This is a genomic window from Legionella genomosp. 1, from assembly GCF_900640215.1.
In the GTDB taxonomy this organism is placed as follows: Bacteria; Pseudomonadota; Gammaproteobacteria; order Legionellales; family Legionellaceae; genus Legionella_C; species Legionella_C quinlivanii_A.
Genome location: NZ_CAAAJH010000001.1, coordinates 59,083 through 75,453, shown reverse-complemented (window position 1 = coordinate 75,453; position 16,371 = coordinate 59,083). Strand labels below are relative to the sequence as shown.

Genomic DNA, 16,371 nt, shown 5'->3' with positions numbered 1-16,371 from the left:
GGCTGTAAAGCCCGGCAATCCGGCTCAGCTCAACCCCATCAACACCAGTAATCACCTATAATATAAAGATTTTACGCTGCGAGATTAAAAAATCTTGTGCTAAAATTGCAGCTTTCATCATTACAGGCTAGACAATGGATAAGACGTATTCACCTAAAGCAATTGAACAAGCGTGTTATGACAATTGGGAATATCATAACTTTTTCAAACCGCATGGTGAAGGAAAACCATACTGCATTATGTTGCCCCCTCCAAATGTGACTGGCAGCCTGCATATGGGGCATGGTTTTCAACACACGCTAATGGATGCATTAACTCGCTACCATCGCATGCTGGGTGAGCGTACGCTTTGGCAACCCGGAACCGATCATGCCGGAATCTCGACTCAGTTGGTCGTAGAACGTCAGTTAGAAAAGAAAGGCTTAGTCCGAAAAGACATGACCCGCGATGAGTTTTTAGAGCATGTATGGGCATGGAAAGAAGAATCGGGTAACAATATCACCCGACAAATGCGACGAATTGGTTCTTCTGTTGACTGGTCCCGTGAACGATTCACAATGGATGACGGATTATCTGCTGCTGTACAAAAAGTGTTTGTACAGCTCTATGACGAAGGTCTTATTTATCGAGGAACACGCCTGGTTAACTGGGATCCCAAGCTGGGAACCGCAGTATCTGATCTCGAAGTGCTTTCTGAGGAAGAAGATGGACAGATGTGGCATATACGCTATCCCCTCTCAAACTCTGATGACAGCCTGGTGATAGCCACCACTCGTCCTGAAACCATGCTTGGTGATGTGGCGGTTGCAGTTCATCCTGAAGATGAGCGCTACAAGCATTTTATTGGAAAAATGATAAGCCTCCCCCTATGCGATCGTGAAATTCCAGTTATTGCCGATGATTATGTGGATATGGAATTCGGCAGCGGTTGTGTAAAAATTACCCCAGCTCATGACTTTAACGATCATGAAATTGGTAAACGCCATAAACTTGAATCAATTAATATCCTTACTAAAAAAGCGACCATTAATAAAAATGCTCCGGTCAAATACCAAGGTATGGATCGCTTTATTGCCCGTGAGCAGATTTTGAAAGATCTGACCGACGCCGGCTTGCTGGTTAAAGCTGAGCCGCACCGTTTGAAAGTGCCTCGCGGTGAAAAGTCAGGTGTCATTATCGAGCCTTTGCTGACTGATCAATGGTATGTGAAAACAAAACCCCTGGCTGAACCTGCTATTGAAGCGGTCAAGCGCGGGGATATCCAATTCGTTCCTGAGAACTGGAATAAAACGTATTTCCAGTGGATGGAAAATATCGAGGACTGGTGTATCAGCCGTCAATTATGGTGGGGACACCGAATTCCGGCCTGGTACGATAATCAAGGCCATGTTTATGTAGGCTACAGTGAAAACGATGTTCGTTTCAAGTATAAACTGGATGATTCTATTCCTTTAAAACAGGATGAAGACGTTCTGGATACCTGGTTCTCTTCAGCCCTGTGGCCCTTTTCGACTTTAGGTTGGCCCGAGAAAACGCCTGAATTGGAAGCATTTTACCCGACGTCTGTCCTGCTGACCGGTTTTGACATTATTTTCTTCTGGGTAGCCCGCATGATTATGATGGGGCTTAAATTCACTGGCAAAGTGCCTTTCAGGCATATCGTTATCACCGGCTTGATTCGTGACAGTGAAGGCCAGAAAATGTCGAAATCCAAGGGAAATGTGCTTGATCCTATCGATATCATTGATGGAATCGATATTGAGTCTCTGGTTGATAAACGTACAGACAGTCTCATGCTGGGTTCAGCCCGAGATAAAATTATTAAGGCAACCCGCAAGGAATTTCCTGAAGGTATACCCGCATATGGCACTGATGCCCTTCGCTTTACCTTCTGTTCGCTGGCATCCACCGGCCGGAACGTTCGCTTTGATTTGGGGCGTGTGGAAGGCTATCGGAATTTCTGTAATAAACTTTGGAATGCAGCACGTTATGTTCTTTTAAACACCGAAGAAGAACGTGCTGATTTGGGAGACGGCGCCTTCCAGTACAGCCCGGCTGATCAATGGATCATATCGAGACTTCAGCAAACAATTGCTCTATGTCATCAATACTTCAACAATTTCCGCTTTGACTTGCTGGCGAATACTCTCTACGATTTTGTCTGGCATGAATATTGTGATTGGTATCTGGAGCTCTCCAAGCCTATTCTTTATGCTGAGCAAGCATTAGGAGCAATGAAGCGCGGTACTCGCAGAACTTTACTGAATGTTCTCGATCAGATCCTTAAGCTTTTACATCCAATTATGCCTTTTATTACTGAGGAAATCTGGCAGAGAACTAATAATCTCACCAGCTTAAATGGCGAAAGCATTATGCTTTGCCCTTATCCAAAGGTTATTGAAGAATTTATCAATGAGGACCTGGAAAAAGAGGTGATATGGCTTAAAGAAGTGATCCAATCCCTGCGAACCATTCGAAGCGAAATGGCAATTTCGCCTGCCAAACTGATCCCCTTACAGGTTAAAAACGCTTCTCCAGCGGTAAGAGAGCTACTGAAAAAATATCATGCCATTCTAATTGCGCTTTGCAAGCTGACTCACGTTCATTTTATCGAAGCTAATGAACCTGTTCCACCATCCGCCTCTGCAATTGTGGGCGATGCCGAGTTTTTAATTCCAATGGCAGGTTTGATTGACAAGCAAGCGGAATTGCTGCGACTCGATAGAGAGTTGTCAAAATTGAACAAGGATATTTCACTGGCCGAAGGCAAGTTGAATAATCCGAAGTTTACTGATAAGGCACCGGCGGATATTATTGCCAAGGAAAAGGAAAAATTATCGCAGGCCCTTCTGACGAAGGAAAAGTTACTGGCGCATAAAAAAACCGTTGAGAATTTGGAGTAGCCGACATTGGATTTTCATCAAATCAAATAGATGAGATGTTATTATTCCAAAGAAGGATGGAACTCCTATTGATAAATTACCGCATGCTTGAATATGCAAAAAAAATGTCGGACGAAGCGTCCGACCTATCATTTCAGGCTAGATTCGCTTCGAGGATAATAAATGTCTCGTATAGTTTTTGGTGTTATTTTAGCGGCCATTCTTCTGACGGCCGCTTATCAATGGAATTCAAAGCATATGGCGAATAGTACTGCTCAGGAAAGCTATTTATATCCTGCTATCAAACCCTTTCATGAAGATTATCTAGTCACTGGCGGCCTGCACACACTATGGTATGCCGAGTATGGCAATCCCAATGGGAAGCCCGTTATAGTATTACACGGGGGGCCTGGTGCCGGATGCGGTGAAAATGACATGCGTTATTTCGATCCCGCTTACTGGCGTATTATTTTGCTGGATCAGCGAGGCGCTAAACGCTCAAAACCTTTTGGCGAGATGCGTGAAAATACCACCCAGGATCTAATCGCTGATCTTGAGCGTTTACGAACCCAGTTAAACATCAAGCAATGGATGGTATTTGGAGGCTCCTGGGGCAGTGCACTGGCGCTGGCTTATGGTGAAGCGCATCCTGATAAAGTAACAGGCTTTGTGTTGCGGGGGATTTTCCTCGCGCGTCAGCGGGAAAGCACTCAACTATTATATGGCATGCGCGATACTTTTCCTGAGGCCTGGCAAGAGTTTAATGATTTCATCCCCAAGGACCAACAACATAATCTGGGAAATGCCTATTACCAGCTGGTGATGGACTCTGATCCCAAGGTCGCTTTACCAGCGGCGAAAGCACTCATGAAATATGATCTGATTTGTTCATTTATCAAGCTGGGTAAAAAACAATTAGAAGCGTTTCTAAGCGATGATCAACTCGTTCTGGGGGTTGCCAGAACCTTTATTTATTATAATGAACATCATTTTTTCCTGGAAGAGAATCAGCTCCTGGATAACATCGACAAAATCAATCATCTACCCTTGATTATCGTTCACGGGCGCTATGATACGGTGACCAGGGCCCGCACAGCATTTGAATTGCATCAGGCATGGCCGAACTCGCAATTGATTTTTGCTGACAGCTCCGGTCATTCGGCGATGGAAGTTAATGTAACCAGGAAATTGATTAAAGCAACTGAGGCGATGAAAAACGAGAGCCTCATGACCAAATAACCAACCTATCGTCTTTGCGAACAAAGTGAAGCAATCCAGATCGAATCCTGAACAAAGTTAAGAGCTGGATTGCTTCGCTAAGGCTCGCAAAGACGGTTTTTGTGTACTTATCTTCATCTATTAACAACGCCAATTTGCTAACGGATGATTGGGAGAGCCTCACCCCTACAATAAAGTACAAGCTGCATTCACACAGTGGTATTCAATTTCAGCCGGCTGCATCCCACCCTGCTGCATCTGGGGTGCTGCACCAAAAAAGCCAATCACCGTATCAGCAATTGACTTCCCCTCCATAAGGCTGCGTTTAAAATCCTCGGCAGAAACAAAATAACTATCGGGCTTTTCAGCTTCAGGTTTATACCAAAAACCAGCGAAGTTTGCAGGGGCAAAAATCTTATTTATATTGGATTTTCCAGCCCAGAACCCATTGGATAAACCACATTTGCGTGGATTAATATCATGATCACGATAAATAACATCTTCAGTGACAGCCTGCTGCAGATCTTCAGGAAGATTAAACTGCAAAAGTATGGCGGGCTTGTTGAAATATTTAAACGTGTCAGTGGATGTATAAAACTCGCCACCGCCTCGATTTTGATGGATGGTTAATGCGAATCGATACAAAATCTCCTTATTCTCGCCATTGACAAGACTATCTAAGGAATAAGTATTTAATACCTCGCGTTTGCCGTCCCACAATTGTAAATCACCTTCTATTAAATCATATACTACCGTTTTCACTTTCACACTCCTTGTTAAAGCTAATACGATTAATACTTCCTATTCACTCCCAATGCACTTACCAAACTACTCTTTACTGAACTTTCCCCCGCATGTCAATTTCCCATACATCGACTACAATATCATTCTCAGTAATATAAAAATAATCATGCAGATTAATAGTAGGATCGCAATGAGGAACGATTAACTCCAGAACTTCGCCATTTTGGGGCAGCGGCGCATTTCCTGAAGAAGAAACACGACCATGCTCATCACCGAAGCCGGCCCAGTCGTATTCCAAATTCGAGTGACTGATGATGACAGGTTTACAGCGATCGACATACAAGGCTTTAGTACCCGCATCAACAGTTACATGCGAGGTTTGATTGATGCTGATAACAGTGGTGAGCAGCGTCATTGCCGGCAAAAAGCGATTGCCAGCTCCTGAGCCGATTGCACTATACTGAACATCCATGACCGTATAAGACCCCGGCTGAATCTCAGTGACCTCAGAAGCCTGGCAATCAATATCAAAAGTGCCCGTTCCCGTACCGGTCAAAATCCGACAAGGCAATCCCGCTTTTCTAAATTGACAAACCAGTTCACTAGCCATTTCCATAACGGCAAGTGACTTGTTTTTACGTTCCTCATATATTGCTATATGTTGTAAATTTCCCGCATAACATTGGATTCCCACTAAACGCAGCCAAGGCATTCGCTGGACAAACTGACCTAGTGACAAAGCATCACTGGCATTCACTCCCGTTCGTCCAATGCCGGAATTGATATCAATCAGAACTGATAACACTTTACCGCAGATTTGAGCAGCCGCATTGAGTTGCTCGATATTCTCTTTATTATCCACCACAATGCACAAATCAGAGCAAAGCTGATGGCATTCCATTAAGCGTTGAATCTTATGCCTGGTAACCACCGGCGAGGTAATCAAAATATTAGAAAGGCCTTTAGATGCCAGCACCAGGGCTTCACTCACTTTGGCTACGCAAAGACCAATAGCGCCATAGTCCATTTGCATCTGTGCCAGGGAAGACGATTTATGTGTTTTACAATGGGGTCTTAACTGAATACCCTGTTGTATGCAATGGTCGCGCATGGATAAAAGATTAAGCTCAAGCTTTTGCTTGTCAATCAGCAAACAAGGGGTATCCAGCTGAAATTTGTCCAAACCCAAGAGCTTTGATTTATCCATATTAATTACTTTTTTCAGAGTGGCAAACCCTGCGTTCAATCCATAAAGCCAACAGGATTGTCGAGATAACTCCCAGGGCGACTCCATAATTATGCCAGCCGTCTCCCACCAGTTTTAAGGCATCCGGGGAGTGCAGAAGAGAGAATGGCACCGCCAGCAATACATCGACAATGGCCGAACCTGCTACAAGTCCGCAGGCCAGAAGAATCCCGATTTGTTTACGTTCTTTCTTTTCTTCCTCATTTATTTTTCTGCGTTTTAAGGACCATTGAACCAGCATGTAAATCAGGCCGCCTAAAAACAGAGGAAATGAGGATGCAATAGGAAGGTACATCCCGATAGCTATACCAAGAATTGACAAGCGGATTATGCGATGAATTTTAAACAATTTGTCAATAATGATAATTGCCACAATGATGGCGGAACCTATTAACATCATCGCCCAGGGCAACGTATTCCTGAAAACTGCTTCGGTAATGGCAGCCATTAATGCGGCAGTCGGTGCGGGTAAGGATTGGGCAGGGTCCATTCCTTCATGGGGCATCACACCGGCAATGCCATATACATCAAATAAAAGCTGCATTACTGGAGGGATAACTAATGCGGAAACGATAACGCCTAAAAGCAGCATCACCTGCTGACGCCATGGGGTTGCGCCAACCAGCTGCCCCACTTTCAAATCCTGAGTGTTGTCATTTGCAATCGCTGCAATACCCGTCACAATGGAGCCAATAATGATGGTTATCGCTTCCGCCGCTTTAATCTGATCCTCGGTAAAAGGCAAAGGCAGCATTTTATTGATAAAGGTCAATAATACCCAGGCAGCAAATAACATTCCGGCAATCACAACAGAACTTCCGGGACTGGCAGTTACCCCTACCATTCCTGAAAAATAACCAGTCATTACCGAAAATAAAAATCCAACGATGAGAACGTATAAAACCGCTGCGAATGCCAGACCGGGAGCCGAATCCTCTGAAAACCCGACTGCTTCAGTAGGAAAAATATACTGAAAAAAGAAAAACAGGATGCCCGACATCAGCATGATCCCGATTAATAAAAACGGCAACGGAATATCCCGATCCGTTCGGGGAAAAAAACTATCCTTACGGTTCTTGGTGACAAAGGCATCAAAGGAGACAGAAATACTTTTGGCCAATGGCTTGATAAGCTTCAGGAAAGTCCATACACCGGCGAAAAGCATAGCACCAATTCCTAAATAGCGCATTTCGCTATCCCAGAGGAAAGCCGCTGCCTGCTCAACCGGATATTGATGTAGGAACTCGGGATAAAATCGACTCACAATTGGCAGAGCAATTAACCAGGATACCACCGAGCCGATAAAAATACTGATAGCCATTTCAAAGCCAACCAGATAACCTGCACCAATCATAGTGGCAGAAAATCCGGCACCAAAACCAAAAAGGGAACGTCTGGCAACAAACCAGACACTCCAACTGCTGGCAATCAGTTTAAAGCCAACCTGCAATAATTCAATTAAACCGCCAATAGCCCCGCCTAAAAAGATATCGCGGATGCCAGAGCTTCTCGAAGATTTTAACACCTCGGCAATTGCCCGGCCCTCCGGGAATTTCAAAACCGGTTCATTAACCAGTACCCGGCGTAAGGGGATTGAAAAAAGTACCCCCAAAATCCCGCCGCAGGCTGCAATCATGAAGTTGTTAATGTAATCAAAATGATGCCAGTAATGGATAATAACTAAAGCGGGAATGGTGTAAACGATACCTCCTGCAACAGCCTCACCTGCCGAAGCAGCCGTTTGTACCGCATTATTTTCGAGAATGGTCGCATTTTTGAAAAATCGTAAAATACCCATTGAAATAATAGCGGCAGGAATAGATGCGGAGGTCAGTATCCCCAGCTTCAATGCCAGATAGGCATTGGACATAGCCAGTAGTACAGTCAGTAATACCGCCAGCAAAATACTACGGAGTGTTAACTCAGCTATATAGGGCTCTTTTATTTCTTTCACAACAGACTTGGTCATGCATTACCCCAGACAGCCTTGGCAATTTCCGGTTTAATCCAGGGCTTAAGCATTGAGTAGGGAATCAGGACTTTTTGCGGTCCATAGACATAGGCTGCAACCTGATAGGTATCAAACACAATCATTACTCCAGACCTAGTGAAATACCAGCTTTTATAATTTTCAGCAGTGGGTTTCGTTCCTTCATTAATCCAGTTTTCATCTGCCTTTCCTTGCTTGACGAAATGATCATGACAGAATTTTGCGATTTGATTGAGTGCGTCACTCTCCGGTTTAAACAGTGAATCCAGACTAATCTCTTGCCCATTAAAAAAGTTGAATGTCTTAATGCTTTGGGAAGGATGAGCGGCGCCTCTCATATTGCTTGAGACATTAAATAAAAGACTCAGAATACAGGCATTGGAAAACTTGGTTTGATAATTGATGTATAATCCATTTTTACCAGGGATATCGGCAGATAAATTATCCTGTTTGTTTATCTCTAAAATGGCTTCCTTTTGCTTACTAATAAAATCCTGAACAGGTTTGTTTATTGTGTTGCTGGCATAGCCCTGAGGGTAGTTAATATCCAAAACCAGCTTTTCATCTTCCTGCTTGATGGTGACTGTTTTTACCGATGCCAGTGCGTTAGAAACGCCGCCAGTCATTAGAGTTAATAACATCAGTATTTGTACTATTTTTTTCATAACGACTCCTCTACTGCTTTAACCATTTTCCGCCAATCATTGTGCTGTGAGGAAGAGGGTAAGCAAAATAATAACACAGGGAAGCACTTTCTTTTACTGACCAGCGAACAAGGTCCGCGGCAAAACCAGCGGCAAGTATGCCAGTTTCCTGATGAATACCCAAGGCTTTTGCTGCATTTACTGTAACGGCTTTGAGTACTTCCGGAATGCTTAAGGAAAAGAAACGGCAAGCCATACTCATCATCAGCAATAAAGACGCTGTTGGTGATGAGCCTGGATTACAATCCGTTGCAATAGCAATATCCACCCCATGCTGACGCAGAAGCTCTACCGGCGGCTTCCTTTTCTCTGCAAGGAAATAATAAGCACCCGGCAACAGAACTGCGACAGTACCGTTTTCGCCTAAAGCTCTTGCACCCTCCTCCTCCAGATATTCCAGATGATCGCAGGATAAAGCCTTCATGCTCGCGGCCAGTCTGCTTGCACCCAGGTTGGAAATCTGTTCCGCATGGCATCTGAGCGGAATCTTATAGTAGTGCGCAGCATTGAATATTTGCTCTGTTTGAGCAAGATTAAAACCAATGGATTCACAAAATACATCGACCGCATCAGCCAACCCCTGGTCGGCCACAGCAGGCAGTACCTCTGCACATAAATAATCCACATAAGCCTGTGCATTGTGTTTATACTCGACAGGCACTGCATGCGCACCCAGAAAGCTGGTTTTAATCCGCATTCCGCTGAAAGTCTGCAGCTGCCTTGCCGCTTTCAGCATTTTAATTTCATTGTCCAGATCAAGGCCATAGCCCGATTTGATTTCAACGCTGGTAACACCTTCTGAGCGCAAGGCAAGCAGGCGAGGCAAGGACTGTTCAATCAGTTCTTCCAATGAAGCCTTTCTAGTCTGCGTCACCGTGGAGACAATACCTCCGCCTTCTCTGGCAATATCCGTATAACTGGCACCTTCGAGTTTTCGCTGAAATTCTCTGGAGCGATCGCCGGCATATACAAGATGTGTATGGCAATCAATAAGACCGGGAGTAATCAACTGCCCCTGACAATCCTCAATCAAGGCATCGATGCGCTGAAATTCCACAGGAAGCAGTTCATCCTTTCCACACCAGGCAATTTTATCCTGCGAAATAACAATTGACTGTCCGCCCCTTTCCGATCCATTCGAAGCAAGCGTCAAAGCATTTTTTAAAATGGTGAGACTCATATTACTCCCAGTGAGGTACGATATGAGGAGTTTTTAACCAGGCAGAGTGATGACTTGTGTCATAAATATCCCACTCCTGCGCAATATATTCCTCTTTGGGAACATCAATTAGCAGCCATGTCAAAAACAGAGCCACTGTAGAGGGCTCAAGCAGTCGCTGTTCAGCCTTCAGGGATTTAAAAAAACTTTGCTTTTCATTTTCCATGTGACTGGCTTCACGAATAATTTCCTGCATAGGCGTGTCAATAATACCCGGCATTACACTGGCGAAAGCAACCCCTTTCTCTTCTAATTGCCAGCAGCGCGTCAGCATAGCCAATGCTGCTTTAGATACGCAATAGCCTGCCCATCCGGCAACTGGAAAATAGGCGGCGCCTGAACCGATATGCAGTACTCGCCCCTGGCTCAGTTTATGATGGAGTAATTGAGATAAAAAAAGCGGTGCATTTAAATTAGTCTTAATAAAGCGGTTCCAGTCAACTTCACTGACAGTTTGAACTGGCTGAATCGGTGTAATCACTCCAGCATTGTGCACCAGACCTTCCAGATTGCCCCTTGTCTCTAAATGATCCACGAGACGCTGACGATCCCGGGCCTTGGAGACATCACATTGAAAAAATGAAATTCGCTCTGACAGACTGGCTGTTGATTCAAGTACATCGATTCGCCGCCCCACAATCAGGACTTCTTTTTGTCGTTCAGTCAGTGCAATAGCCAAGGCACGTCCAATACCAGTGCCGCCTCCGGTAATTAAAAACATAGTTATCCTCACTGCCAGGCCGCTACTATTCAGGGATTGACAAGTTAAACCGCAGCAGCCTCTGTCAATTTTAAATAGAGGAAATGATAACAGGTCTCTGGTTTTGTTAATACCATCTTGAAAGCTCAGTTTGAAAGCATTAATTTTATTCAGGATCATCTGCGCTGGTTGCGTAAATTCATGAATTGTAAGATAGTAATCTAACCTGTTGATTAAACGTCTGTTGATATTGAAAAGATGGATTAATTGAAATCAGAGCGAACAATTAATGGTCTTTAAGTTGTGAATTTGTATCCATTCACCACATTTTGAATCCTTTAAGGGGAAAAGACAGATTTGAGCGCAGGTTGGACGATCTCGATTCAAAAAAAGCGCAGCATACATCAGTATGTGAGCAGTTTTTTGAATCGAGATCGTCCAAGATGCACCAAATATGGCTTTTCGTTGAACGTGGTGAATAGTTACGTGAATTTTATTGCAAGGAGTCAACCAATGAATAAATTAGTGTTGTGTGGTAGTGTGTTATCTATAATGTGTGCGACTGCGCATGCCGATAACAAACCTGCTGCTATTTTAACTCAGCCTGTAGCCGCACAAACAACTCAACCGGATACAACTACTCAAAATCAAGGCAGTCAAACCAGTCAGCCCGCCGCAGCAACCCAAAATCAGAATGGGCAAGCTGGCCAGTCTGGGGCCGCCACACAGACTCAAAGTGGTCAGACCGACAGTACAACCCAGACAAAACAGGCAACAACTCCTGCCACAATCAAAACTCAAACCACCACGACCACTACTCAAACACCCAGCCAGACAACGACCCAGACAACTCCTGCAGCGAACACAGCGAATCCGGCCAATACTTCCGTGAAACCCACAGTCGTTCCCGCTGGACAAACAACCCAGACGACAACAATTCCTGCAACTGCTCAGCCTCAGGTCATTGATTGCAATTACCGCATACCTGCAGAAACCACCCAAATTGAGCAATCCCTTGTGATTAAATGGGCAGCAAAAGCATTACAACAATCGTTTGATCTGGATTTTAATACCGTTGATCAGCAACTTGCATCACTGAAAAATTGCTATACGGATCAGGGTTGGCAAAGTTTCAATGATGCATTGACCAAATCAGGCAACCTGGAAGCCATCAAAGCCCAAAAATTAATGGTCAGCAGTATGATCGATGGCCAGGAACAAGTTGTAGAGAGTAAAGATAACCAATGGAAAATCACCTTTCCATTGCAGGTAGTCTACCAGAATGACAAAGAAAAGCTGACTCAGCCTCTCTCTGTTTACTTAGTCATTGGACGTAAAATTACCGGTGATCTGGGTATTATGCAGATGATCGCCTCACCCAGACAAATAGGTTCTGGGCAACAAAGCGTGCCTTCCACCAATCAAACCACAACTAACAGTGGAAATAAAACCTCACAGTAATTAACCCGGATTCCCGCTATGCGGGAATCCCTCTCTCATCCACCCCCCTACGCGCTCCGGCATTACTCATAACGGGATGCTTTACAGATTTGTCACGATTTATTACTGCCTATTAATCAGGCACTAGTTGATACAAACCTCATATCTGTGTTATTTTTATAACATATGTTTAAATTTAGAAAAGAAAATGGCCTATCCAAAAATTTCTGCCTTACTGAATAACTGCCCAATGCATTTTCTAACCCCTGAAATTGTTCAGGAGTGCATGAAACGGGGCAGCGACGGCAGTTACAGCCGTCCTCAGGATGATGTGAACTATGAGCGTTTGAAACAGACGTTTGCGGCTACCTACCTTGAAGGAAAAGAAATATCCTGGACAGAACTCGCGGAACTTTTACGGCAATATAATCCATTCGACCAGCAAATCATCTTAGGACCCGTACTACGTCAATTTATGGCTGATTCAATGAAAGTTGATTTGGCATTACCTGACTTTTTTGAAGATAAAACCGGACTGGAAGCTTATATACGGCAGATGTCTGAACCAGTTCCAGAATTACAAAATCGTTTTCACTCCGCCAGCCCCGATGAAATTTCAACCTTTGTCGCAGCACCTTTGGGGATTATGTTTACTTATCACAAAGCCGGGACACCTCCCAAAACTCTTCCGCATATCGCATTACACGACCCGGTTGGATTAATCGATGTTTATCATGAAGGAGGCATCGGAGGAGCTGGAGATGGCGGGCATTGGGAAAGAACCGATAATGAGCTGGAACGCGTGGACTATGAAATAGCGGATGACTCAAAGCTAGGCCATATAGTTCGGCTTTTGAAAGATAACCCCAGTGTGACTCGAATGGGTTTGGATATACTCAAACAACACGTTAACAGGATGTACGAGGGAGTGTCAACTGGGCTTGACAGGAAAAACGAAATTGAATTCCTTGATTTACTTGCCCTGCAACTATCGAAATATGCAACGCTACTCAATGCGGTTCCCAAAGAGATGGCCATTCGAATTATTAATCCAGAGCCAGGTTCCTTATTTTTAGAACTAATTACTCAGTTGCCTGAATTTATTCATGAGTATTCTCCAGAAATAATCGCTGCCGTTAGAAATTGCCTCAGACTCCGGGAACAAGGCAAGCCGTATACTTTAAAGGGCGTCTCCCAACTGAATGAAATTGTCAATTCACTAATGGAGCCTGTTCAGATAAGCACTCAGGGAACTCAACCAGTTCCAAAGGCAGAAGAGGAAGAATTAATCAGGGTAATCCCCTCATCACCCTTGCCAAGGGCTTCTTTTTTTAATTGCAATCCGTCACCCCAACCAGCTCGCTCGCAAGACCTCAGCATGCCAGCCCCTCTTCCTGAGTTGACAGTGATTGATTTACCTTCGCTGCCGCCAGAAGAAAACCTCTTCTCTAATGATGGAGAACAGGATGAACTCTTAACGACTCCTGCTTTTAATTTGGAAATTATCAGTCCTGCTCCTGAGCTTGGCAAAGGTGATTCTACAACCCCGGGTATGCCTGGTCCATTGAACGATAAATTGGTTCTCGATGAATTTGAAGATTTAATCACAGCGATTAACGCTTCCCTAAGCTTGCCTATTACAGCACAAGCCATATGTCAGGTTATTAATCTGGCTAATGAGCTTCAAGATAAAATTGTTGGAACAATTCAAAAGAGAAAACCCTCTGTGGCTGTAAATCGGGAGAGCGTTGAGGAAGTGCTGACCCAACTCAAATCAATTTATCCAGCCAAACTCCATTTTCAAAACCGGGAGCAAGCGCAAATGTGGCGAGCCTGTGTGCTTGAATTGACAAAGGAATATGCCCCTAAATTATTTCGTTCTGCCACCCAGGCAAGCACTTTTGGTAATAACCTTGTAAGCCTGCTTGATCTGACCACTGATGTCTATGTGGAAGTCGAATCACTCACCATGAAATACAGGAATGTGACCGAGGACCTCGAAGATCTTGATTATTTTAGTACCGAATACCAGGCACATTTGGACCTCATTGTACGGGAACTACCCAAATATCAGAAGGAACTTGATGACTTATCCAAATGTCCTAAAAATTATAAACCGATCGTTACATCAGCAGTAAAATCGGTTATGAACTATATCGAATTGCCCCCTCTTGCCCGCTTAAGGAAACTGCATGAAAATCTAATGGAGGCAATTAATAGCCTGGAACAATTTAAAACTTCAATTGACCCAGAGAGTTCCGATCCGCTAAAGCAACAGCAACTAAAAGACATCGATGATGCGCTTCTTAAATTCAATGCCTCACAAACAGAATTGGATGATAGCATTAAGTTCATTCTGGAAACGGGCAATACGCATAATGCAGGCTTGCTGCTGGTTAAATATAGCGATGATTTAAAGAAAACGGTACAAGATACAGTTCTGGACAAACCCTCTTTATCTTCACTGCACAGTACTTTTGAAAAATTTACGCGAATTATACTTAAAATCCTGAGCTTTGGAATCTATGAATATAAATCCAAACCAAGGCAGGCGATTGAGGTACTGGATAGCGATCAGCTGGTGGATATCAGCAGGGGGATAAATGGCCCCTCAGCATCCTGATAGTCATCGTTTACAGTATTCTTAAACTTTGGACTCCTTCCTCTATCACCCTGGATTGATTTTCCAGGCATTGTTGAGGGCGCCCTGCTTCAGCGTAGCGAATCTGCATGATTAAGGGTCGTAATTCATTTTCGCTTAGTGTAATTCGCCACTGATGACTCAGGTATTTATTCTTGATCGGAAGACAAGGAAACTCCCCTAAGTCTTCAAGCAAATAACAGTATTTTTTTTCCTCATGCATGATACAGCATGCCGATCTTGATTGCAGCTGATGAAGAATTTCATTAGCTCCCTGAGCAAATACTATACATGTATTGTTTTTCTGTTTTAGCAATCGGATGGCCTCCTCTTCCAGGAGCTGGATTTCGCTTTGAATATGGATCATCTGTCCTAAATTTTTGTAAAATAATAACAAGGATTCGCTTTGAGCCATAACCAGTAAAGCGATAAAACTTAAAATTAATGAAAAAACGATTAGAATCATTCCCTGCGAACTTTTCATACGGTACGGACTCGCGTCAATAATTCAACTGGCTTGCTTTTTTTTAAAAATAGCATTGTTTTTAGAAAGCAATAGCCGCCTTTTCTAATCAGTTCAGTCTTCATTCCATCAATGATGCCGCTCAGTTCTTCTTTTTTATTAAAAGTGTAAAAGAGTGCAGGAGAAGTTGGGCTATGATTTTCTACAGAAAATTGCTCCTGAATCCAGAGCCCTGCATAGACAGGATCAAGATATTGATAAATGAGTGCGCGATCCAGTTCCAGCAACTGGCCAAAATGATTAAACCTGGTGATTTTTACCAGGCGAGTTTCCGCATGAAAGCAATCAGCAATGACAATTGTCTGTCCCGCTTTTATCGTTTCATTTTTTTCAAGCAGAATGATTTTTCCATTCTCCTCCAACAGGCGTGAAAAGGATTCATTCATCCTCGCTAAACGCAATTCCATTTTACGGTTATCAATGTGTATCGTTTCCAAACCAGGATTAATTAAACTTGCGATATTTGCGCAGGGACTAAAACCTGCACGCCGCGAACTATCCCTCAGCAACTGAACGAGCATCAGCAGATCATTTTCTTTCTCAAGCAGATTTTGACTGTGATAGTATTGTTGCCGGGTGTTTATGTATTGCTGGTTGAGAACCATCAATAACAGACTTGATAAAAATAAGCTGATGAGCAACTCAACGAGACTTATTCCCTGCTGAAAGCGCATAAAAGGCCACCTTCTTCCTGCTGGTTGACACGGATAATGAATTGAGAAAATTGGTCAAGCGACTCATTGAGCCGATGTGAACTCTGCCAAAGTACTGAGATAAGACCCAGCGCTCCTGTTCCAACCAAAAAAAGGGCAATAAGCACTTCAATCAAAGAAAATCCCTTGTATATTTCCATTTATATTCCCGGGGTCAAACTTGCAGGGAGAGATTATCTCTTTCAGCCCTCTTGTTCAATATTTTTTATAAGAAGACTTAATATTTCTCAGATCCTCTTGGCTCTGTATTAAACTTATTAAATAAGTAGGACATATAATTCCAATATGTTTTTATTTTATCAGGAGAGTATATTTTGCTGACAGTACTATCTGGGGCAGGCTGCGTATACG

General features: G+C 43.6%; 13 protein-coding genes. 4 read left to right on the top strand and 9 right to left on the bottom strand.

Annotation, left to right across the window (positions count from 1 at the left end; translation table 11 throughout):
* Positions 1-134: 134 nt before the first annotated feature.
* Positions 135-2,903, top strand: coding sequence for a valine--tRNA ligase (locus E1O89_RS00340; RefSeq protein ID WP_133138443.1), 2,769 nt, complete (start codon positions 135-137; stop codon positions 2,901-2,903).
* Between the two features lie 162 nt (positions 2,904-3,065).
* The gene (gene pip, locus E1O89_RS00335; protein WP_133138442.1) at positions 3,066-4,121 is read left to right on the top strand and encodes a prolyl aminopeptidase; all 1,056 of its coding nucleotides are present in this window, start codon (positions 3,066-3,068) and stop codon (positions 4,119-4,121) included.
* Positions 4,122-4,286: 165 nt separating this feature from the next.
* Here pip and E1O89_RS00330 read toward each other — a convergent pair whose 3' ends face one another.
* From E1O89_RS00330 to E1O89_RS00305, 6 genes are all read right to left on the bottom strand, one after another.
* Positions 4,287-4,862 (bottom strand): hypothetical protein, encoded by a 576-nt coding sequence (locus tag E1O89_RS00330; RefSeq protein ID WP_133138441.1) that lies wholly within the window; start codon positions 4,860-4,862, stop codon positions 4,287-4,289.
* A gap of 73 nt (positions 4,863-4,935) precedes the next feature.
* Positions 4,936-6,051, bottom strand: coding sequence for a DSD1 family PLP-dependent enzyme (locus tag E1O89_RS00325; protein WP_133138440.1), 1,116 nt, complete (start codon positions 6,049-6,051; stop codon positions 4,936-4,938).
* A gap of 1 nt (position 6,052) precedes the next feature.
* Positions 6,053-8,059: an OPT family oligopeptide transporter gene (locus E1O89_RS00320; protein ID WP_133138439.1), complete on the bottom strand. Its 2,007-nt coding sequence runs from the start codon at positions 8,057-8,059 to the stop codon at positions 6,053-6,055.
* A complete protein-coding gene (locus E1O89_RS00315; protein ID WP_133138438.1) occupies positions 8,056-8,745 on the bottom strand; it encodes a DUF3298 and DUF4163 domain-containing protein in 690 nt (229 codons plus the stop codon). Before E1O89_RS00315 ends, E1O89_RS00320 begins: the two co-directional genes overlap by 4 nt.
* 10 nt (positions 8,746-8,755) lie before the next feature.
* The gene (hutI, locus tag E1O89_RS00310) at positions 8,756-9,964 is read right to left on the bottom strand and encodes an imidazolonepropionase (RefSeq protein WP_133138437.1); all 1,209 of its coding nucleotides are present in this window, start codon (positions 9,962-9,964) and stop codon (positions 8,756-8,758) included.
* 1 nt (position 9,965) lies between these two features.
* Positions 9,966-10,724, bottom strand: coding sequence for an SDR family NAD(P)-dependent oxidoreductase (locus tag E1O89_RS00305; RefSeq protein WP_133138436.1), 759 nt, complete (start codon positions 10,722-10,724; stop codon positions 9,966-9,968).
* A 492-nt stretch (positions 10,725-11,216) separates the two neighbouring features.
* On the opposite strand from E1O89_RS00305, the gene E1O89_RS00300 reads away from it, so the two are divergent.
* Positions 11,217-12,164 (top strand): DotI/IcmL family type IV secretion protein, encoded by a 948-nt coding sequence (locus E1O89_RS00300; protein ID WP_262337349.1) that lies wholly within the window; start codon positions 11,217-11,219, stop codon positions 12,162-12,164.
* A 187-nt stretch (positions 12,165-12,351) separates the two neighbouring features.
* Positions 12,352-14,766: a hypothetical protein gene (locus E1O89_RS00295; protein WP_133138435.1), complete on the top strand. Its 2,415-nt coding sequence runs from the start codon at positions 12,352-12,354 to the stop codon at positions 14,764-14,766.
* Between the two features lie 10 nt (positions 14,767-14,776).
* On the opposite strand, the gene E1O89_RS00290 is transcribed toward E1O89_RS00295, so the two are convergent.
* Genes E1O89_RS00290 through E1O89_RS00280 form a run of 3 tightly spaced genes read right to left on the bottom strand, consistent with a single transcriptional unit; the run spans position 14,777 to position 16,160 of the window.
* Positions 14,777-15,268, bottom strand: a complete 492-nt coding sequence (locus E1O89_RS00290) for a hypothetical protein (protein ID WP_133138434.1) — start codon at positions 15,266-15,268, stop codon at positions 14,777-14,779.
* Complete coding sequence (locus E1O89_RS00285) at positions 15,265-15,981, bottom strand: prepilin-type N-terminal cleavage/methylation domain-containing protein (protein ID WP_133138433.1); 717 nt, start codon at positions 15,979-15,981, stop codon at positions 15,265-15,267. The genes E1O89_RS00290 and E1O89_RS00285 overlap by 4 nt, the downstream gene beginning before the upstream one ends.
* Entirely contained in the window at positions 15,960-16,160 is a 201-nt protein-coding gene (locus E1O89_RS00280; protein ID WP_133138432.1) for a prepilin-type N-terminal cleavage/methylation domain-containing protein, read from the bottom strand. Before E1O89_RS00280 ends, E1O89_RS00285 begins: the two co-directional genes overlap by 22 nt.
* Positions 16,161-16,371 lie beyond the last annotated feature (211 nt).